Origin of the sequence: Nocardia sp. NPDC051321, assembly GCF_044455225.1 — a bacterium.
In the GTDB taxonomy this organism is placed as follows: Bacteria; Actinomycetota; Actinomycetes; order Mycobacteriales; family Mycobacteriaceae; genus Nocardia.
Genome location: NZ_JBITEM010000011.1, coordinates 258,413 through 277,559, shown reverse-complemented (window position 1 = coordinate 277,559; position 19,147 = coordinate 258,413). Strand labels below are relative to the sequence as shown.

The window sequence follows — 19,147 nt, the reverse complement described above, 5'->3', positions numbered from 1 at the left end:
TCCTGTGGCGTCGAGCCAGTCTGGCGCGCAATGACTTTCGGAGTACCCGCATGCCCGTACAAGCCCGCGAGGTCACCAGAGACACCCGCGGATACATCAAACTCGCGCTGGACTTCCTCGAGAACCCCAAGACCGCACCGCTCTCGCCGGTCACCAAACTCAAGCTGCTCGAGCTGTGGATCTATTGCGCTCGCAACCGCACCGAAGGCAGGGTTACCGCCGCCCAGGCGCGACGGCTGGTGCCCGGCCGTATCCGCGAAGTCTTCACCGTTGCCCGCTGCTGGCATCAGCATGACTGCACGACCGCGACGCCGTGCCAGCACGGTGCGTGCACACCGTCCGTGCCGTGCGGTCGTGAGTTCTTCACGATGCACGACTACGAGCGCCACCAAACCGTCCCCGGCCCAGCCTCGGCCAGAGGTAAGGACACACGCGGCTACCTCAAACTCAGTGTCGACTTCCTGGAGAACCGCAAGACCGGACCCCTGACGCCGGTGACGAAGCTGAAGCTGATCGAGCTGTGGATCTACTGTGCCCGCAACCGCACCAACGGCGTCATCGCTGACGGTCAGGCACGCAAGATCGCGCCACCACGCATCCGTGATGCGCTCACCACGGCCGGATCATGGGAGCACCACGCATGCACCACAGCGGCACCGTGCCAGCACGGCGCATGCACACCGAACACACCATGCGGTCACGGTTTTTTCACCATGCACGACTACCGACGTCACCAAACCCACTACCTCGACCCCACCACACGGGCCGAACAGGCCAGGTCAGCCGGTAGAAAAGGAGGGCTGGCCAAAGCCGCGAACCGGCGAGACGGGCCTAGCGAAACCGCTAGCGTCGCGGCCAGAGCTCCGGCTAGCAACGCGGGCGCGTCTCACAATTCACAAGTCATAAATACTTCTACTCCAGTAGGTTTCCCCCCTTACGAACCTGACGCGTGGGAGGAAAAACCACTCCCACCACCACGGCCTGCACCGCGTCCTCGCCACGGCGGTGACGACGTCGCTGACCGGCTCAACGCCGCCGCGCCCGAAGTCCCGGCGACCCAGGCGCTGCGCCGCCGCGTGCTGGCTCGGCTGGCTCCCGATGCCGTCGAGGTCCTGGCCGACCCGGATGCCGGCGCGATCCGCCACGCCCAGGCCCAAGCCGAACTCGACCGCGCCGAAGCGGTGATCGACGCTCGCGCCGAATACCTCGCCAGCGGGGACGTGGTCGAAAACCCGGACATCGACCGGCTTTTCGACCCGCACGGCCAGAACGGCTACGCCCGCCGCACGGCGGCCGCGCACAACCCGTTGCCCACACCGGACCCGATCAGCGCGGGTGAGGTGCGGGCGATGGCCTACCGGCTGGCCCGCGACCACATCGACGCCATCACCCGCCAAGGCGGCAACCCACCCGGCCCCGCCCGTGAAGCCCTGCGCGCCGAACTGGAAACCATGCTCAGCCAAGGCACACACCAAGACCTGCTGCGCACCGAACTGCGTGCCATGCGCGAGACCGGCATGTGGGCCGCCTCCAAACTGCGTGAGCGCCTGGCGAAAGTCGCCGCATGACCGGCGGCGAGTGGGACCAGCCCGAGATGTGCGACATCGACGCCGAACAACACATCCTCGGTGCGGCGCTCTACACCGAGGACAACACCGACGTCGCGGCCATGGTTGCCGAGATCCCCACCGAAGCGTTCTACCGGCCCGCCCACCAACTGCTGCACGCCGTCATGGTCGAACTCGTGCGCACCGGGCAACCCGCGGACCCGGTCGTCGTGCTGGAAAAAGCAAGCAGCAGAGGCGAACTCGGGGCCGACACCGGACGCCTACGCCTGATCACCCTCGAGCTGCTCGGCAAAGGCGTCCCCGGATCGGTTCCCTTCTTCGCCGATCGCATCATCACGCTGTGGCACGCGCGCACCGCCGTCGGGGAAGCCACCCGAATGATCCAGAAACTGCACGTCCTGCACCGCAACGGCGACCTGTCGTTAACTGGTCAGGTTGTGGCCCGCGCGCGCGAGGGGCTCGAGCTGGATTTCACCGACCCCGCCGCGCCCGGCGAAGCAGCGCTACCCCCTTCGGTAGCCGAGTTGCTGGCCGGGAGCGATTCCTACGATTGGCTGATTCCGCAGCTGTTCGAGTACGGGGACCGGATGATCCTCACCGGCATCGAGGGGCTCGGGAAGTCGATGCTGCTGGCTCAGATCGCGTGTGCGGTGACCGCGGGCCTGCACCCGTTCCTGGCCGCCCCGATCCTGGGCGCCGGAGCGCCACACAGTACGTCGCATCGGGTGCTGGTGATCGATGCGGAAAACCTGCCCGGCCAGTTGCGCCGCCGCTACCGCGACCTGGTCACGCGCATCGACGCGGTGTGCGCGCAGCAGAACCACCCGCGCCCGGACTGGACCGACGAACTGCGCATCGAGGCCCGCCCGGACGGCGTGCGCCTTGAGGATCCGCGCGAGCTGCGTCGCATCGAAGCCGCCATCGCCGCGCACCGGCCCGTCCTCGTCGTCGCCGGCCCGCTGTACCGGCTCAACGGACTCGACACCGAGGCCGCCGAGGGCGCACGAGAATTGGTGCGCATTCTGGATCGGCTACGGGTGAAATACCGGTTCGCCCTCGTGCTCGAGGGACATATTCCGCATGCTGCCGACGGACGTTCACGCTCGGTGCGTCCCATCGGGTCCTCGCTGCTGCTGCGCTGGCCCGAGTTCGGCTACGGCCTGGTCCCGGCTCGCGGGCACGAGGACGACGAACATCCCAGTGTGGTGAACCTGCGCCAATGGCGTTACGCGCGCGACGAACGCCTGTTCCCGCACGAGCTCTACCACTCCACGTTCGGGCTGCCATGGACCCCGGGCGATAACTACTTCCGGATATGCCGAAGCAGAGGCATATTCGCATAGAGGATAGTTCGTGAATCTATTGTCCTGCAACCGAATTGAGGTATTGAGCCCGAATCAAATTTGAAATAGGATGGAGGGCAGGGGATTTCATGTGGCTAGCACCACCGATCCCCTGCATGTGAATTGAATATCGCATCTACGGGAGAAACGATGAAAATCGTCATGGCATTACGCTGCCCTACAGGGCACGATCATGTCTCAGAAGACGGCTTGCCGGTCAAGGCGCGAGTCATATCCACAGTGTCACAACTGCTTTCGAGAGACCGTTGCCCGGCCTGCGCAGGTCACACCCTGGAAACTGGGCTCACTGTCGTCGACGGCCAGGAGCGCGACACCGGGTTCTGCTCGTGCTGCGGTGCGACCTGGCTGCCGGGCACGCCGGTGCGCCTGCTGACCGCTGGGCGATTGTTCGGCGCCGAGTTCGATGTACGGCAAGAGATGCCGTCATGATCCGGCGCGCCACACCCGATATCCGGTTCGCTCGCCGAGTTCTCGACACCATCGCCGCCCTGCCCGATCAGCGTCGCCATCCCGGCCTGGAATGGAGTCAGGACGTGTATCGGGCCGTCGATATCGACGCCGTCGTCTACGCCGACACCGGCACACCGGTGTGCCGGACCGCACTGTGTTTCGCCGGATGGGTCGTGCAACTCGATCCCGATGTCGGCTGGGCCTATGACTCGATGACCTTGCGCACCGCCGGTCTCACCGATGACACGACCCGACCTCCGGTGCAACTGGAGGCCGATCTGACCACAGCGCGGAACATGGCCACCGGCAAGCTTCTGTCGGCCCGCGTGTACGCCAAACTACGCCTCGGGCTCACCGAACCCCAAGCAGCCCAGCTGTTTCTGGGCACCAACACCCTCGAGGACCTCACCGAGACCGTCGAGGCCATCGACAAGGGGCGGCTGTGAGCTCCACCATCACCGCGACCGCGCTGGTCTCCAAGGTCCGCGAACTCGTCATGACCACCCCGGACGCCATCACCCCCACCGCCCGCAATCATCCCCAGGGCAACCGCTACGTCGTGCGTGACGCCGACGGCGGTTGGCAAGGCTCCCGGCTGATCGGGCGCGCGTTGCTCGATCTGGGTGCTGACCCCGACGCCCTGGCCGAGCACGATGCCTTCGCCCTGAGCGCGGCGAGCACCGTCATGCACTTCGTACGATTCGACATCTGGGGTCAAGACCTGTTGTGGCTCAACATCGTTCAATCACAGGAGAGCAAGGTCCATCCCTGGCAGTGGGCCATGACCTTCGCGGACCTGCGCATCAAAGGTGTCATCGGGAGCAGCCGATGAGAGCACCGATCGAGCCAGGCACCTGCACAGTGATCGACATCGAATACTTCCCCGCGGACCGCGACGAACCCGAACGGTGGCGCGCCAGAGCCACCTGCCGCGACTTCGACGGCACAGTCCACCTCCTCGAAGCGCTGCGCCCCGACCCCGACGAAGCCGCGAAAGCGATCGAGACACGACTAGACGAACTCGGAATCCACTAATGCCGCACGATAATCCGACCCCCGACCGGATCCTTGTCGACGCTATCGACGCCCTGGTCGATGAACAACTAGCCCGCGAACCAGACAGCGGCACCGTCGAGTACTGCCCGCACTGCCCCCAGGAATGGCACTCCTTGCCCGTCCGCATCGAGCTGCTGATGCTGCGGCTACGGTATTGCGGCTGCGCGGACTGCGAGGCAGCCCTGAATGCCTACGACTACGCCGCCGACGACAGCCCCGTGTTCTGTCCCGGCTCCCAGTTCCACGGGCCCGTACAGCCGCTCCTCCAACGTGTTCTGGCGATGCGAGGAAGGATCTCGATTCCGATTCAGATCGACATCATCGAGCTGATCGAAACAGACACGACCGAGGTTGAGACCGAGCCACCACCAGACCCGGTGCCGCCGGACGGGTGCGCCTACCGCATCCCGTTCCACGGCAACGCCGAGCACTACCGCGCCCAGATCTGGACCTACCGGCTCTCGCGGCCGTGGCGGGAGACGAACTATGTGTTCGTCTCACACGTCAAGCGAACAATCGACGACGACGGGCCAGAGTTCGAGACCGCGATCTTCCGCTACCACCCGCCCGGAACCCCACAACCCGCCATCAGCGAACGGCTCTTGATTGATGGGCACTGGCACGGCGTCCTCGCCGAGGAGGACATCAGTCATTATCAAGCAGCGATCGACGAGCACGGTGTCATCGTCGAAGTCGGCCCGAACTTGCGAGCCCGCTACCACGCGGACGGGCGAGTCGACCCGGATCTGTTCGTCCAGCAGATCACTGGGCAAATGGTCATCGCGATAGCCGACTGAGGCGTTAGCCGACGACAGGAGCTTCGGCCCTGATATCGGTTAATCGGCTGATCTACGGCGGTTGAACCGCGAAGGCTCACCACTCTCAACCAGGGTGGTGGGCCTGTTCAGTGCCCAGTCATAGATCCTCCGTTGACCGGATGCTGACGGCTAGCTCAGCGCAACCACGTCGAATCTCATTGCGTGGTCTGCACTTCGGTCATGTGGCTGTCCCTGCACAACCGTCCAGTTTTGCGTTAGCGTGACTCTATGCATGGGGAATGGCTATTAATCGAGTGCATCCGTGACGAGCCGACAGTGATGGCGATCGGGCGCAAGCCCGTAGATCTCAAGCCGTACGACAAAGTCCTGCGTCGTGATGCGCTGCGCACGGCGCGCCGCGCAGTTGGCCACGTGCGTGATACCGGCCAACGATGGGAAGAGTTCTCCCGCACCCGTGACGAGCATGTCATCGCCGAGCCGATCATCAACGTACTCAACATGGTTCACGGCGTACGCCTGTGGATAGGCCGCCTGGAGCAGAATGTACCACCGCGGACCCGTTCGGGTGCCTGGGATTGGGACCTCGACAAGATGACCGCGTTGGCCACATCGGAGATGCACGACATCTACGCTGTCGCCCCGGAACGGCGGATGCCGGAGATCTCGCGGGTGTCCTCACTTCGCCATGTCTCCTCCGCCGACGACCAGGCCGAAGCCCTGGCCACGGCACTCGTCGCCGACGAGAACACCGTCTTTCACACCACCACTTGGCAGATCACGCGAGACGACGGAGTTCGCCGCGACATCAACTGGTGCGCACGCGGTGCCTTGGTCGACGGCCGCCGGTTCATCCACGGCATCACCCACGACATCACCGAAGGTGACAACGAGGACGCCCCACTGCCACCGCATACCTTCGCCCAAGCCTTGATCGACGCCGAACTCAACGCCGAACCCGGCGTTTACCATGCACTCGTTGACCTCAAGACCCTCACCGCTTACCGGTGGCTTACCCGCGAAATGCCCGGCGTTGCTTGGGAACTCACCGGCAACCCCGAGCGAGATCCAGCCCTGCACCCCGATGACGTAGCCCTGGCCCGTGAGATCGCCCGCGCTTTGCGTTTCGGCCCGGCCACCGGCTCCCTGCGGGTGCGTGACACTCACGGTGAATGGACCGTAGTCAATGTCGACGCCAAGCGCGTCCTGCTCACCCGCGAGTCAGAAGTCGCCGCCGCGCTGGTCCGAGTGTCCCACGCCACACCGGATTCGCCGGAAGATGCTCCTGCGTAATAGATCCCAGGTTTATAATCCAGTGTTTGGGGTATGGCCCCGCGTAGCGCGCATCTGGCCCCGCCCCCCGCGGCATTCGTTTGGAAATCCCGAATAGTGCTCGCGGTGCCGAACTCGGGGGGCGCCGACGGGTCAACTGACCACGGCCGACCGACTCGGCCAGTTGGAGGTTCACGATGTCCTCAGCCCGGAGGTGCCGGTGCCTGCCCTGCTGAATTTGCCCCTGGCAGCACTGGTCCTGCACACCCTGCGCGCCAAACCCCACCTGCACGACCACACCGTCTGGGCCGACGAACGCCCGGAAGGTATAGCGCACAGCGTCGCCGGATGGACCGTCACTCTGGTGGGTGCCGTATGGGTACCCGTCTGTGGCTTCGTCTCCTGGCGAGGCAAACTGCGTTCAGTACCAGTCCTCGCCCGCGAACTACTGGGCCTCAGCCCATCCGAGGCGCACATGCTCATCTACCACTGCAACGAAGAGCAAGCGGTCAATCTCCTCGGCCATTGGGTCGATGCCGCTTGTGTCCAGCAGTACCGGAGACTGGCCGCCATGGAAGCCGAACTCGAAAAAGCAAGCTGACCAACCTAATTGCCACTTCCGAAACGCTGCCCACTCGGTCGAGCCAACCGCGAAGGATCAACGATGATCACTCGCGGTTCGCGACGCCATACGTCCACTGGCGGCCGAAGTGCAACACTCGATATCTACCGAAGCGCGATACAGTAGAGAAATGTCGAGTCAATCCCGCACTGCCGCCCGGTTCTGGCCGACCACAGGCGCTGAGAGACAGGCCGTCGTTACCAATGAGTTCGAGGACGCGATCCACGCCCTCATCGGACACCGGCTGCGTAGCCACACCGACGCCGACGGCGAAATCCGAAGCGGCTACAGCGAATCGGTGTACAACGAGATCCGCGCCGAGCTGGCTGCTCGCCAAGGCGACGGCGGAACCCTGCGGCCACGCAGCCTGCCCCCTGCCTGGGTCGAAGGACTCGACTGGCTCACCGACATCGACACCACCGTCGCCTCGTGGTGTCCCGACTCCGGCCACGACAACGGTCAATCCGAGACCGTGCGCCGCCTCAACCAGCTTGCCGCGACCGAGTGGGCACCTGAGGACCTCGAGCTCGTCCACGCGTGGATCTCTCTGCTGATGCACTGGGCCGAAACCGGGAAGGCACTACTCGAGCCGGTACACCGGTGGGAGCTGGTCGTAGCGTGCCCGGCATGCGCAGTCCGCACCGTCCACCGCCCCGACGCCTCCGGCGAACTCGTACGCCAAGCCGCCCTACAGGTCACCGCAGCAGGCTGCATCTGCCAAGCCTGCCGCGCCAGTTGGGCACCCACCCACTACAGGCTCCTCGCCGCCGCACTCGGATGTCAGCTTCCTTCGGGCGTTCTCGAATAACCCGGATGCCTCGGGGTGCTGTGGTCCGTACCGGCAGGGCGATCCGGTCGAATACGGCTGAGCTGGATTCTTTGCCGTCGTCGAGCAACGTGCTCTCGAACACCAGGTCTTGCGGAACACCGGCTGGCGACGACCCACGATCCTGTTCGACAGACGGTCGTTTACGAACATTCGCACCCGCGACAATGGGATGCTTTGTCTCGCTGTTGATTCGGTAGAGGGGGTTGGTGCCGTCATGGGGGTTCGCGCTGGACGTCCTCTTGTTGTTGAAGCTGTCGGACGGCCGAAAAGCTCGATGGCCCAGGTCGTGACCGCAGTAGCAGCGGTTCTCGTACTGGTGGTGATCGCCGGGGCGGCGCTGCTCGCAGTAGATGCCGCGCAGCGAACCGACAAAGCCCAACCGGTCTCCACCGCCCAACGGGTCACCGTCGCGACAGTCCAGGCATACTGCCTGGACTACACCAGATACGTCCTAGACCAGTACCGCGCCGGTCTGACCGTGGACCAGATCGATGCGACTCTGAGCCTGGCCGCGCAGGCCGGCGAGCCGATACACGCGCTGGGGCTGCGACTCGATGACCCTACGGCGTGCGGCAGCGTCAGTACGGTCCTTATTGCCGCCGGACTCAAATAGCCCGGCTGCGAGGCGTACCCGGTTCAGCTGCGCGGCGACGAGGTCCAGTCAGCGGGTTCGTGATCGTGGCCCCCGTCGTCGACGATCTCGAACTCTCCTGGCCCGCGAGGGACGGACATGTGGACGATCTGGTCGCGCCATTTCGGCGGCCAAAGCGTATCGGTGGACCAGCGCAGTCCGTCAAGGTCTGGGGTCTGGATGTCTGTCTCGCGCAGATCTGCTCCGCGAACATCACTGAGTACTTCGTAGACTCGCTCCAGGGTGAACTGGAGATGGGTGCACCACATGTTCAGCGCGGCAGCGAGCTTCCGCAGGTCCTCGGGCCGGGTGTCGGAACGGACACTGGCGGCGATGAAGCTGCTGATGTGGTCGCGGCCCTGGGCCTGGGTTAGGCCGAGGTCCTCGAATGCACTCTGCAGATTGTCTGGCGCCATGTCGAAGAAGCCCGACTGGTACAGGTCCTCGATCGCGGCGAGCACCTGACCGGCCTGATCGGCGAGCAGATGCGCGTGCTCGCGTCGGGTCTGCCACGCGTCGAACCACTCCCACAGTCCACTCGGCGACGGGTGCTTCTGGGGTGTCACTGTCTCGTATAGCTGCCTCGCCAGCGCGGTCAGATGGTCGGATGACTCCTGGACCTGGTCTAGCCAGCCGCGAAGCATGCTTCGAAGCGGCAGCCGCTGGTGTAAAGGGATCCGAGAGCTGAGATTCGCGGTCGGATCGTGCCGAGACGGCGCAGCGCCGTCACACTCGCCAGCTCCGGCGGGGCCGAGTTCTGCTGGCCGTTCGGGAAGGCGGTAGCGAGTAAGTGATGCCCAAAACCGTTGCAGGAACGTGTAACCGTCTCGTCCCCGTGGCGTCCCCGAAGGCACGGGGACTAGCCGGGCGTATGCAGCCCGGTACAGGTGCGCGGCCTTCGTGCTTGTCATTGCGGTTTCTTTTGCTCGGTCAGCTCCGTCAATTCTCCCACTGACCGGGCTGCGCCGAGCTGCCCGAGCAACGTCGGTGCCGAGGCGCCGACCGCAACAGCGGCCAACGCGGTGCTGACCTGACCGTGGAACAAGCCACCCGCGACAGCCCCGAGCAGCAGACGAACAGTGGCAGCAGCAGCGTCGGGCACCGGGTCGAAGTACCGATTCCAGGACGGCAGCACCTTCCGTCGCGCCACCCGTGCTTTCCTACGCGCCTGCCGGTACTCGTTGAGGTTCGACGAGAAAGCGACCGCCTCAACGACCAACCCACCGGCAGCGCCAGCCAACACAGTCGTAAGCCAGGTCACCAGCGCTCTCCTCGATCTCCATGAGACGGTGGGATAACGTGCCCCCGCACCATCGCAATTATGCTCTCGCAGTACCGCTCTGGGGCGGTTCGAGTCAGAGCAGCGGGCCCTGCGGTGACATGCGCGCGCCGGATCGGCGGGTACGCCCTTGCCTCACAACAGCCCACCCGCAAACGCTCCGAGCGCCGCGACCACGAACCCCTGCATCTCGTCCACCCCGCTACCGAGCTGTCCCCTCAATACCGCTGTGGCACATAATGCCTCACGCCACACACAGTCGGAGACCAAACCGGATTCGAAGGTCAGCGTCGGTGCGGCGCACCCCGACGCGGTGGGAAGGATCTTCACCATGGCCTGGGTATTCCGAAGGACGCACAGTGCTCGACCCAATAGCCGAAGGTCCAAGCCTGGCACGAAGCGAGCTGTCTGGATGGCCGTGCGCCATCTCCCATTTATCGGCCTTCTGGACGGTTCGATCGGGAGCGGTAGTCGTCTTGTTGGGTGATGCTGAAATTGCGGTAGTACTCGTCTTCGTCGTCGTAGTTGACGACATCTGCCGATCGCTGTCGCACAGATGGGGACGCCGCCGCACTTGGCGGAGAGTAGGCGGCCGTCGGCGGGCGCATCGGGGCTGACGATAACGGTGGGTGGACGATACGGTTCTCGGCTGAAATGCCAGCGGATTCTGGGCTCGTCCCCGTTGCGTGGGGTCTCCCTGCGAGATCTACTCCCTCGTCCGCCACAACCGGCGAGAGCGCCGCGCTGTCGTCACCGAATCCCGCGACGACGTCCTTGACGGCATGCTGGGCTTTGGCTGTTGCGGTGGCGTGAAGCTGCTTGATCGTCTCGGTGAGTTGTTCGGCGGGGAGCTGTCGGCCGGCGTCGGAGAGTCGGATCGAATGGATTGCACCGTCGGCAGTCACTTCGATAGTGACCGAGCAGGTCGGATCCGAGGCGATGCTCCGTCGCTCGCTGAGTGCGAAGGTAAGCATCTCGACCGTGTTCATGTTTGCAGTCATCGACATCCTCCCCTGTTCGGATGACCAGAATATGGCAGAATCGCCAGGATGCGGCGTATGCCGTTCGGACAGGATATCCCCAGCGTTCCTGTTGGGGCAGGGGCAGCGAGGGGGGTGCCGTTCATGGGGGTCAACGACAAACTCGATCTCGACCCGGGCCGGGTACGCGCGTTGGCAAATGAGCTGGCCGATGCGGCCAGTGACGTCGGTGCTATCCAGGTTCAGGGCACGCATCAGCAGGTGAAAGCCGATATGGCCGGATCAGTCGCAGCGGCAATGTGCGAGCCCGCCGCAGACGTCGCACACCACGCCGCCCACCTGGTCTCGCAGGCTTTGTCCGAGATGGCGGTCAACACCACTGCGGCGCTGAGCGCCTACACCGGTACCGACGAACGCTTCGCCGATCAGGTGGAGGCAGTCGCGGAAGGTGTCCGGTGAGTCCAGACCTGGCGCCGTTGACGGCTCTCACGGTTTCTCAGGTCAAGAACTGGAAACCCAATGCGTTCGACCAGCAGGCTCTCGAATGGCAACTGGCCGCCCAAGCCCTGCGCGCCCGCATGACCACCTCGGTATCGGCGGTGGATGGATCACACGACTATTGGATCGGCGACGGTGGTGATGCCATGCGTGCCCGGTTCACACAGGTCAACAACGACGCGACCAAGGTCATCGACGCCTTAGCCAACGGTGCGGGCGCGGCCCGCGGCGCCGCTGGCAACATCTCCTCACACCGGTTCGTGGTGGTCAACAAGGCCAGCGACGCCGAAGCGAACAAGTACACCGTCGCCGATGACGGCACCGTCAGCGTCTCCACGCAGCAGTGGACCACCCTGGTCGCCAGCGTCGGTGTGGTCAAAGCCAATCAGATGCTGTCGCTGCTGAAGAACGACGCCAAACTTCGCACCGACGAACTCAAGAAGGCTCTTGCCGATCTCCGAACCGCGGACGTCCGCGCGGAATCCGCGATCCAGGAAGCGTTCAAAGACCTACCGACGCCTCCTGACTTCGGTCCACCGCGTTGGGTCAAGCCGACACCGAAGCCACCCGCCAAGGACGCCTCCGTCGATGAGAACCGGCACTGGTGGAACTCGTTGACCGCTGAGCAGCAACGCGACTTCATCACCAACCACCCTGCCGAGATCGGTAACCGCGACGGCATCCCGGCCTCGGCCCGTGACCAAGCCAACCGCAACCAGATCCCCCAAATCCGTGCCACGCTCGAGCAGGCCATCACGACCGCTCAGGCCGCGGGTGCGGATCCCAAGGACTACCAAGACATCAGCAACCGGCTCAACGATCTCAACGCCGTCGACAAGGCCGTGGACGGCAAGCCTGATCGCAAGCTGTTGCTTCTGGACATGTACTCCGGTCGGCAGGGCCGGGCAGCCATCGCTGTCGGTGACCCGGACAAGGCCGACCACATTTCCGTCACCGCCCCCGGATTGAACACCACCGTCCGAGACTCGATCGGCGGTATGTCCAACGAAGCGACCAACCTGCGCGACGAAGCGCAGAAGCAGCTCGATGACAAAGGGCGGAAGAACGAAACGGTGTCCACTATTGCGTGGATCGGATATGACCCGCCCCAAATACCCGGCTGGCCCGATCCCAACAGTCTCGTCGGCGGCAACGAAGTCGCACGCGATGACGTAGCGCGCGCCGGTGCTGTCGATCTGTCCCGGTTCTACAACGGCCTCGAGGCTGCCAACTCTGGTGACAAGCCACCCCACATCACCGCTGTTGGACACTCATACGGCTCGCTGACCACGGGCCTGGCGTTGCAGCAGCCCGGCGGTCATCCGGTCATCGACATGGTCGTCTACGGCTCGCCCGGCATCGAAGCCAACAGCCCAGCCGACCTCGGCCTGCAGACGGGACACGGCTATGTGATGCGCGCCGAAGACGACCCGATCAGATGGACCCAAGACGGCCCCGCGATCGCCAAAGTGCCCCTGCCGGGTGCGTTCCCTATCGCCATCCCCGGCGCCGCGTACGCGGGCGAGGCCGCGGGATACGGAGACTTCGGTCCAGACCCGGCCAAGAACACCAACTTCACCCAGCTCGACACCCACGCTGGCTTCACCGCCGATGGCCGATGGCTCGATGGAGCCTCCGGACATAGCGAATACCCCCAACAAAGCAATAACCAGCCCCGCATCACCGGCTATAACGTCGCTGCCATCGTCGCAGGCCTGCCCGAGAACGTGGTGCCGGCGCGATGACCACACGCAAGCAGTGGCGTCGCGCGTCCATGATCGCGCTGATTGCGCTCACTGCCGGGTGCGGCCTGACCGACAAGCCGTATGGCGAACCAACCCCACCCGATGACACCACGAAAGCAGCGGAGACTCTCAAAACGCTTCCGTCACTGGAGGATACCGAAGCGCGGCTGAAGCAAGCAGTGGAACAGATCGCGACCGCTGCTAGCGCGATCAACCCGGCATTGCAGTGGGCGTGGAATCGTGATCGAGCAACGCTGGGGTGCGACAAGCCCTACGACCAGACTTACGGCCAACGCGCGATTCTCCAGCACTACGTTTCCGACACGCCGATCTCCGAACAAGACTGGCCCCGCATCGAGGACGCCACCCGGACTGTCGCAGCCTCGTTCGAAGCCACACACGTCCAGGTGCTTCAAAACAAGGCCGGGCACCATGACGTCCGGTTCTTCAGTGACGACGGAACTACGTTCGGGATCAGCACACAGGCAGCAGCTGTGATCACTGCCAGGACCGGATGTCGGCTGCCGAAGGCCGGGGCAGAGGCGGCAACATCATCGACCTCGGCGCGGCCGACCCAGTGAGTTCCGATAGGAAGCGAGCCGATGTGGTAGACGTTGCAAGCCAGGCCATTTCACCGACACGGCCCCGTCGTCTCGCTGCGATCGGAGCATCAGCAGTGTGCACGTCTGCCCTGATCCTAACGGGCTGCACGAACACCGGCGGAGACAGAGCTACGGTCTCGTCCTCATCGGCATCCTCCTCGCGAGTCGAGTCTGCGAAGTTCGATCCCTGCACCGACATCCCGCAGAGCGTGCTCAGTGCGGAGGGACTAGAGAACCGTGGCCCGGAGAACAGCAAGAATTCATCAACTACTTGGACTGGGTGCGGATACCAAGTCAGCGATGGTTACGACGCGCGGATCGTGACGACGAACCTGACTCTCGACCAGATCAAGGCAAAGTATCCGGATACCTACCGTGAACGGGTCTTCGGTAGCAGACGGGCGGCGTTCTACACCCTGTTCCCGTCACTGGGCTCGACCAGCTGTGTGCTCAACGTCGAGTTGGCTTCAGGCACACTTGAATTCGATCTTTCGAATCAGAAGTCTGCCAAGAAGACCGGGCAGCTCGATACGTGTGGTTTGCTGACGAACCTCGCGGAACAAGTCGTCGCAGCGATCCCCCCGAGGGCGTGAGCGGATCAATGCCCAGATGACATGATGTATGGAACCGACCTGCTGACTAGTGCGTCAAATCCCGTAGCGGTGTGCACGGCGGCGAAGGGGACGAAATGACCGACGACAGCGGAGGCCCGGTGTTCGGGCCGTTGATAGAGCAGGCCAAGAGCGGCAGCCTGGCGTTAACGGCCGATCCGGCGGCGTTCATCACCCTCGATAAGGCGTGCGAGGAACGCAAGACCCAGATCCGCGACATCCAGCGCGTCATCCGCAAAATCTATGAGGCCGAGTTATGGGGTGTGGGTGAACGATCCGATCTCCTGACGTCCGCTCAGACCTTGGTGCGCCGATTCAGGGAAAAGGCCATGACCGGCCCGAACAACGCGTTCGACACGTTAGAGGGGCACTACGAGGCCGCCAGCGATCTGCAAGCTCTGTTCCAGTCGATCCGTGAGCGATATGAACAGACAGACACTGAGTTCGCGGCCCGCTTTAAGGAATTGAAGTTAGCGCAGAGACCTGAGCACGGAGGCGGACGGTGACCGACTACGACCCGCCGGGAATCACCAACCCCGAGAACGTCGACGCGCTGACTCACCAGCAGATCAAAGACGCCTTCGACGTGATCGAGAACGCGACCCACGACATGGTGACGAACTGGGGTCAAGCGCGCGCAATGTGGCGCGATTCCACCACAGCCCTGGTCCACGCCGTGCGCTCCGCGGTCGACGGCAAGTGGACCGGAGCGGCGGCCGACAATGCGGCCACGGCCGTGAACCAGTACGGCAGCGAGGCGGAAGAGCTCGTCGCCCTGTTCGAACAAACCGCGTCGGTCGTCGTGAACACCGCCACCACAGCGGTAATGACAAAGTCGTTTCTTCCCCCGGTGGTCCAGGTGACCGCCGACCAGAAGACCGACCCGGTCGAATACGACCGCCAGACACGGCAAGCCGATACCGCGCAGGCCGAAGCCCGGCGAATCATGCAGGAGCGCTACGTCGTTGGGTTCATGCACCAGGACACCAAGCTGCCCACCTATCCACCCGCGGTCTCACCCATCAACGACGGCCCAGCCCCGGTCCCAGTAACCGGCCCCACTACGTCCGCAGCTCCGGCCGGACCGAACGAGACCAACCAGGACAGCGCAACTGTCGCCACGCAACCAAGCGCCGCAGCGGTACCGAGTGCCGATGTCCCAGTACAGAATTCACCTGACCACACGCAGGCTGCGGCGACGGATGGGCAGCCGCCGACCGCCACGACCCAGCCGGCCTCGGACAGCAGTCGCTCGGTGTCACCACGCACACCCTCGAATGTTCCGGCAGCCCCAGCCCAAACGCCCAGTCCCGCAATCACTCCGGGTATCACCCCCGGTGTCACGCCGCTGGGCGGTCCCGCGTACCCCGGTGGTCGGCCCAATCTCGGTTCCGGTGTCGGATCCAACAGTCGTGTCCCGTCGAGCACCGGGACTCCAGCGGGGCCTGGGGTGTCGCGTCCTGCGGTGCCGAGCGCACCGCCTGGACTCGCACCTGCCGCTGCCGGGTCGGGTACCCCGGCAAGTGGTGCCTCGACCAGATCTGGTGGTGCGCCGGGCATGACGGCGCCCGGCGCTGGGCGCGGAAAGGACGAGGAGCGGGAGAAGAAAGACAAGAAGATCGATCTGACCCACGAGTCCAATACCGTCGAGCTGCTCGGTAAAAACAAGTACGTGCCGCCGACCCTCGGTTCATGATGGCCACCTGGTCCTTCGATGACGAGGAATTCGCTGCCCTATGGTTCGGCCCTGCCAATGATCGGATGCTGTACCCGCTGGACTATTTGAGCCGGTTCACCCACGTCAACGAACGCGACGAGCATTGGACTCAGGTGCGCCGCAACTGGTCCGAGCAGGGGCGTCTGGACTGGAAAGAAGCCGATCTGCTCAGGCGGGCGTTCGCGGTGTTGACCGATCCGGAGGCGTGGGTGGAAGTTCACGGGTTCTACGACGAGGTCGGTCCGGTCCGGGTGGCGGCTGCCCGCCACCAGCGGCATGCCGCACTGGCGGTCCAGTTCACCAAACGCGCCCGGATCGAGGTGTCAGTGACCTCGGCCGAGAAACTGCCCGCCGTGCTGGCCAAGCTGCTGCCCAAACACCAGCCGGGGCAACGGCCAGCGGAAACGTTCCAGGCCGCCGATTTGAAGCCGGACGCCCAGCCGATTGTCCGCTACACCAACGAGTCGACCCCTCGCGAGAGATATCAGCGGTTGCTCGGCGGCGATGCCGTTGGTGCGGGGCTGATCACGGTGTTTCGTGGTCCCCGGCACAACGGCCCGGCACCGGCACGCAAGGTCGGCACGGTCCGGTGGTACGACCTCGAGGAGGGCCGCTACATGGAGACCGGCGCTCGAACGCTGACGGTTCGTCCAGCCGATAACGCAGCGCTGCGCGGCGTCATCGCGAGACTGCTCGACCATGCCATCACCGAATACCGTGGGTACATCGAGGAACTCGGTGAATACGCGCATTGAACCAATCGCCGCCGTTCCGGATGGTCTAGCTACCTGAACGGCGGTAACCAATGGTCGATGTTCGCGCCGCTCAACACCACGCACACTTTCTCGCCGGGCTCCGGTGTGTAGGCGCCGGTCAACAGTCCCGCGAGCGCGGTCGCGCCAGCGGGCTCCACCATCAAGCGCCGGTGCTCCCACAGTGCGTCCCGCGCAGCGGCAATGTCGTTGTCGCCGACCAAGATCGAGCGCACGTCGAAGCGCTGGACGGCATCCAGCGCCATCGCCGAGACCCGGTGCGCACCGGGCGTGTCCGCAGCGATCGAGTCGATGCCGATCTCAAGAACCCGTCTCGACTCGAGCGCAGCGTGTAGCCCACGACAATCCTGATGTTCCACAGCCACGACGCGCACACCGAAATTGTTTGCTGCCGTGGCGATCCCGGCGAATAGTCCGCCGCTGACGGCGGCGACGACGACCGTGTCGAGATCCGGTATCCGCTGGTGGATCTCAACCATCAGAGTTCCCATGCCCGCGGTGAACAACGGATCCTGCGAGGCGTCGACCAGTAATGCACCGGACGAGGCGGCGTATTCGCGGCAAGCGGCCTCAGCCTCGGTCTGGAGCACACCGGCACGGCGCACATCGGCGGCGAGGGCCTGGAGCGTGTCGATTCGTCGCGGCGGTGTCGTGGCGGGTACGAAGATGGCCGCGCGTGTGCCAGTTGCCTTGGCTGCCCATGCACACGCGAGCCCAGCGTTACCAGCGCAGGCGATCGTCAACCCCGCCGCGGGCAGCGTGGCGTCCGCACGGTGGGTCGAGACGAGATTCTGTGCGCCACGCAGCTTTACCGAGCCGGAGAACTGCATGAATTCCAGTGCCAGCCACACCTGGCATTGCCCGACGCCGCCGCTGGCGATGGCACCGGGGTCGACCGGTGCCAGTGTGACCGGGCGGACTGCTCCAGCAATGGATTCTGCGGCTAGCCGGATATCGTTGTAGCTCAACGCTTGTGGTGTGCCGTCCATCAACGTGGTCCTGCGATCATGTTGTCGGATTTGTCATTCGCGGCGTCGCGGTAGTCGTATCCGATACGAGCGGTCACGATTTGGCCTTCGAAGCCATACTGAGCTGTATCTGATCCCGATGGCTTAGTGATGATCATGACGCGCAGCCCAGTCTGGGTTGGCCGTCGTCGATGATGTGCCATCCGCTCCACATGCACGGGCGGTGGTCCCAGGTTTGGTGCTCCTGGATCTGGTTGTTGTGCACCGATATTGGCCCGCACAAGACTGCCGGGCAGACGACGCGCACCAGTCGGCCGTGGTCATCGAAACATGGCTGCCCGCAATGGGAGTACAGCCGTAGGGTGCGGCGGTCAAATTCTGTGTTCTCGAACATGACAGGGTTGTGGCAGCTTGCCCGGATGTAGGGGGCTCCGCTCGATCGGTGAGCTATGCGTAGAGCGAGCCGATCACGCCAGTTCACCAGCGCACCCCCTCGTGCATCCATTCGAGGAAGCTGTCGTAGTCGACCGTGTCCGGCACCGAGACTGGTCGTCCGGCAGGGTCGCGGAACAGCCGCGCGTCCTGTTCGATCCGCACGGTCTCGTTCTTGAACGTGATGAATGGCATATCCAGTGCTGCAGCGAAAGTCAGCGGGTCGTGCATCCGGCTACTCGGTCGACGGGTGAACCACGCGTCGAAGTTCGCCGCCACCAACCGGGCCCATGCCGGCGCGCCCGGCGCTCGCAGGTGCCGGATAAATGCCCAGTCGGCAGTGACCTCGATTTGGGAGACGTTGGTGAAATCCGACAGCACTAGCCGCGGCTGGTACGCGACCCGCAGGGCCAGTCCGGCAGCGACAGGGTCGGTGTGAAAGTTGTGAGATGCGCGCGTCTTGTCGCGGTAGCGATCCAACCATCCGCCCATCTGCGTGAGGACGATGCGCTCAGTCAATTCCGGCGCACTGCTGAGCAGGCGCGCGATGTTGCTCATCGGCCCCATCCCCACCCATCGGATCGGCCCATCGGTTGCCGAGCAGATCTCCGCGAGGACGGTGAGGTCGTCGGATTGCGGTGCGGTGCCCTCGAGATGGTCGTCCAATAGGAAACGATGTTCACCGCCGAGGTCTACACCGGCAAAGACCGGCACCTCGGGCCGATCCATCAAATCCAGTATCCGGCGCACCATGCGCGCGCGGCGGCCGCGGGTTTCGTCGGAGGTGATGACGACAAGGTTCGGCTGCGTGCGTGCGATAGCAAGCGTCACCGTGTCATCGGGGTCGTAGAAGGTGTCGGTGTCCAGCACGACCAACCCCGTGCTAGCGCCACAGCCCCTTCGCGGCGGTGCGCCGCCGGGTACAGCAACGGATTCGTCGGGGGAATCGAACATCGATATTCACTCCTATTCAT

At 64.3% G+C, this 19,147-nt stretch carries 24 protein-coding genes; 18 read left to right on the top strand and 6 right to left on the bottom strand.

Translation table 11 applies throughout. From position 1 onward, the window contains the following. Positions 1 to 50 precede the first annotated feature (50 nt). The 11 genes from ACIA8C_RS27155 (at position 51) to ACIA8C_RS27105 (ending at position 8,550) form a co-directional block, all read left to right on the top strand. The gene (locus ACIA8C_RS27155; protein ID WP_397139410.1) at positions 51 to 1,568 is read left to right on the top strand and encodes a hypothetical protein; all 1,518 of its coding nucleotides are present in this window, start codon (positions 51 to 53) and stop codon (positions 1,566 to 1,568) included. After that, positions 1,565 to 2,911 carry an AAA family ATPase gene (locus tag ACIA8C_RS27150; RefSeq protein WP_397139408.1) on the top strand — a complete coding sequence of 449 codons (1,347 nt, stop codon included), beginning with the start codon at positions 1,565 to 1,567 and terminating at the stop codon, positions 2,909 to 2,911. Before ACIA8C_RS27155 ends, ACIA8C_RS27150 begins: the two co-directional genes overlap by 4 nt. A 150-nt stretch (positions 2,912 to 3,061) precedes the next feature. Further along, complete coding sequence (locus tag ACIA8C_RS27145; protein WP_397139406.1) at positions 3,062 to 3,361, top strand: hypothetical protein; 300 nt, start codon at positions 3,062 to 3,064, stop codon at positions 3,359 to 3,361. Continuing rightward, on the top strand, positions 3,358 to 3,828 hold the full coding sequence (locus ACIA8C_RS27140) for a hypothetical protein (RefSeq protein ID WP_397139404.1): 471 nt from the start codon (positions 3,358 to 3,360) through the stop codon (positions 3,826 to 3,828). Before ACIA8C_RS27145 ends, ACIA8C_RS27140 begins: the two co-directional genes overlap by 4 nt. Then, entirely contained in the window at positions 3,825 to 4,214 is a 390-nt protein-coding gene (locus tag ACIA8C_RS27135; RefSeq protein ID WP_397139402.1) for a hypothetical protein, read from the top strand. The genes ACIA8C_RS27140 and ACIA8C_RS27135 overlap by 4 nt, the downstream gene beginning before the upstream one ends. After that, on the top strand, positions 4,211 to 4,417 hold the full coding sequence (locus tag ACIA8C_RS27130; protein WP_397139400.1) for a hypothetical protein: 207 nt from the start codon (positions 4,211 to 4,213) through the stop codon (positions 4,415 to 4,417). Before ACIA8C_RS27135 ends, ACIA8C_RS27130 begins: the two co-directional genes overlap by 4 nt. Beyond that, positions 4,417 to 5,235, top strand: a complete 819-nt coding sequence (locus ACIA8C_RS27125; RefSeq protein WP_397139398.1) for a hypothetical protein — start codon at positions 4,417 to 4,419, stop codon at positions 5,233 to 5,235. Before ACIA8C_RS27130 ends, ACIA8C_RS27125 begins: the two co-directional genes overlap by 1 nt. 249 nt (positions 5,236 to 5,484) lie before the next feature. Next, positions 5,485 to 6,507 (top strand): GAF domain-containing protein, encoded by a 1,023-nt coding sequence (locus tag ACIA8C_RS27120; protein ID WP_397139396.1) that lies wholly within the window; start codon positions 5,485 to 5,487, stop codon positions 6,505 to 6,507. A 199-nt stretch (positions 6,508 to 6,706) separates the two neighbouring features. Continuing rightward, positions 6,707 to 7,087, top strand: a complete 381-nt coding sequence (locus tag ACIA8C_RS27115) for a hypothetical protein (protein ID WP_397139394.1) — start codon at positions 6,707 to 6,709, stop codon at positions 7,085 to 7,087. Positions 7,088 to 7,238: 151 nt separating this feature from the next. Then, a complete protein-coding gene (locus ACIA8C_RS27110) occupies positions 7,239 to 7,916 on the top strand; it encodes a hypothetical protein (RefSeq protein ID WP_397139392.1) in 678 nt (225 codons plus the stop codon). Positions 7,917 to 8,223: 307 nt separating this feature from the next. Beyond that, the gene (locus ACIA8C_RS27105) at positions 8,224 to 8,550 is read left to right on the top strand and encodes a hypothetical protein (RefSeq protein WP_397139390.1); all 327 of its coding nucleotides are present in this window, start codon (positions 8,224 to 8,226) and stop codon (positions 8,548 to 8,550) included. Positions 8,551 to 8,573: 23 nt separating this feature from the next. On the opposite strand, the gene ACIA8C_RS27100 is transcribed toward ACIA8C_RS27105, so the two are convergent. The 4 genes from ACIA8C_RS27100 to ACIA8C_RS27085 all read right to left on the bottom strand — a co-directional run bounded on the left by ACIA8C_RS27100 (position 8,574) and on the right by ACIA8C_RS27085 (position 10,848). Next, complete coding sequence (locus ACIA8C_RS27100) at positions 8,574 to 9,134, bottom strand: hypothetical protein (protein ID WP_397139388.1); 561 nt, start codon at positions 9,132 to 9,134, stop codon at positions 8,574 to 8,576. Positions 9,135 to 9,475: 341 nt separating this feature from the next. Beyond that, positions 9,476 to 9,718: a hypothetical protein gene (locus tag ACIA8C_RS27095; protein ID WP_397139386.1), complete on the bottom strand. Its 243-nt coding sequence runs from the start codon at positions 9,716 to 9,718 to the stop codon at positions 9,476 to 9,478. A gap of 264 nt (positions 9,719 to 9,982) precedes the next feature. Beyond that, positions 9,983 to 10,177 (bottom strand): hypothetical protein, encoded by a 195-nt coding sequence (locus tag ACIA8C_RS27090; protein WP_397139384.1) that lies wholly within the window; start codon positions 10,175 to 10,177, stop codon positions 9,983 to 9,985. Between the two features lie 104 nt (positions 10,178 to 10,281). Continuing rightward, on the bottom strand, positions 10,282 to 10,848 hold the full coding sequence (locus ACIA8C_RS27085; RefSeq protein ID WP_397139382.1) for a hypothetical protein: 567 nt from the start codon (positions 10,846 to 10,848) through the stop codon (positions 10,282 to 10,284). A gap of 123 nt (positions 10,849 to 10,971) precedes the next feature. Here ACIA8C_RS27085 and ACIA8C_RS27080 point away from each other — a divergent pair, with 123 nt between their 5' ends. From ACIA8C_RS27080 to ACIA8C_RS27050, 7 genes are all read left to right on the top strand, one after another. After that, positions 10,972 to 11,286, top strand: a complete 315-nt coding sequence (locus ACIA8C_RS27080) for a hypothetical protein (protein ID WP_397139380.1) — start codon at positions 10,972 to 10,974, stop codon at positions 11,284 to 11,286. Then, positions 11,283 to 13,070 carry an alpha/beta hydrolase gene (locus ACIA8C_RS27075; protein WP_397139378.1) on the top strand — a complete coding sequence of 596 codons (1,788 nt, stop codon included), beginning with the start codon at positions 11,283 to 11,285 and terminating at the stop codon, positions 13,068 to 13,070. The genes ACIA8C_RS27080 and ACIA8C_RS27075 overlap by 4 nt, the downstream gene beginning before the upstream one ends. Next, positions 13,067 to 13,651, top strand: coding sequence for an LppA family lipoprotein (locus tag ACIA8C_RS27070; protein ID WP_397139376.1), 585 nt, complete (start codon positions 13,067 to 13,069; stop codon positions 13,649 to 13,651). The genes ACIA8C_RS27075 and ACIA8C_RS27070 overlap by 4 nt, the downstream gene beginning before the upstream one ends. Then, positions 13,585 to 14,265, top strand: coding sequence for a DUF3558 domain-containing protein (locus ACIA8C_RS27065; protein WP_397139374.1), 681 nt, complete (start codon positions 13,585 to 13,587; stop codon positions 14,263 to 14,265). Before ACIA8C_RS27070 ends, ACIA8C_RS27065 begins: the two co-directional genes overlap by 67 nt. A gap of 95 nt (positions 14,266 to 14,360) precedes the next feature. Further along, positions 14,361 to 14,789, top strand: coding sequence for a hypothetical protein (locus ACIA8C_RS27060; RefSeq protein WP_397139372.1), 429 nt, complete (start codon positions 14,361 to 14,363; stop codon positions 14,787 to 14,789). Continuing rightward, complete coding sequence (locus ACIA8C_RS27055; protein WP_397139371.1) at positions 14,786 to 15,979, top strand: hypothetical protein; 1,194 nt, start codon at positions 14,786 to 14,788, stop codon at positions 15,977 to 15,979. Before ACIA8C_RS27060 ends, ACIA8C_RS27055 begins: the two co-directional genes overlap by 4 nt. Beyond that, positions 15,976 to 16,755 (top strand): ESX secretion-associated protein EspG, encoded by a 780-nt coding sequence (locus ACIA8C_RS27050; RefSeq protein ID WP_397139369.1) that lies wholly within the window; start codon positions 15,976 to 15,978, stop codon positions 16,753 to 16,755. Before ACIA8C_RS27055 ends, ACIA8C_RS27050 begins: the two co-directional genes overlap by 4 nt. A 29-nt stretch (positions 16,756 to 16,784) precedes the next feature. Here ACIA8C_RS27050 and ACIA8C_RS27045 read toward each other — a convergent pair whose 3' ends face one another. Together ACIA8C_RS27045 and ACIA8C_RS27040 are read right to left on the bottom strand one after the other, a co-directional pair. Further along, positions 16,785 to 17,624 carry a pyridoxal-phosphate dependent enzyme gene (locus ACIA8C_RS27045; protein ID WP_397139367.1) on the bottom strand — a complete coding sequence of 280 codons (840 nt, stop codon included), beginning with the start codon at positions 17,622 to 17,624 and terminating at the stop codon, positions 16,785 to 16,787. 594 nt (positions 17,625 to 18,218) lie between these two features. Then, a complete protein-coding gene (locus ACIA8C_RS27040; RefSeq protein WP_397139365.1) occupies positions 18,219 to 19,127 on the bottom strand; it encodes a nucleoside hydrolase in 909 nt (302 codons plus the stop codon). Positions 19,128 to 19,147: the final 20 nt, after the last annotated feature.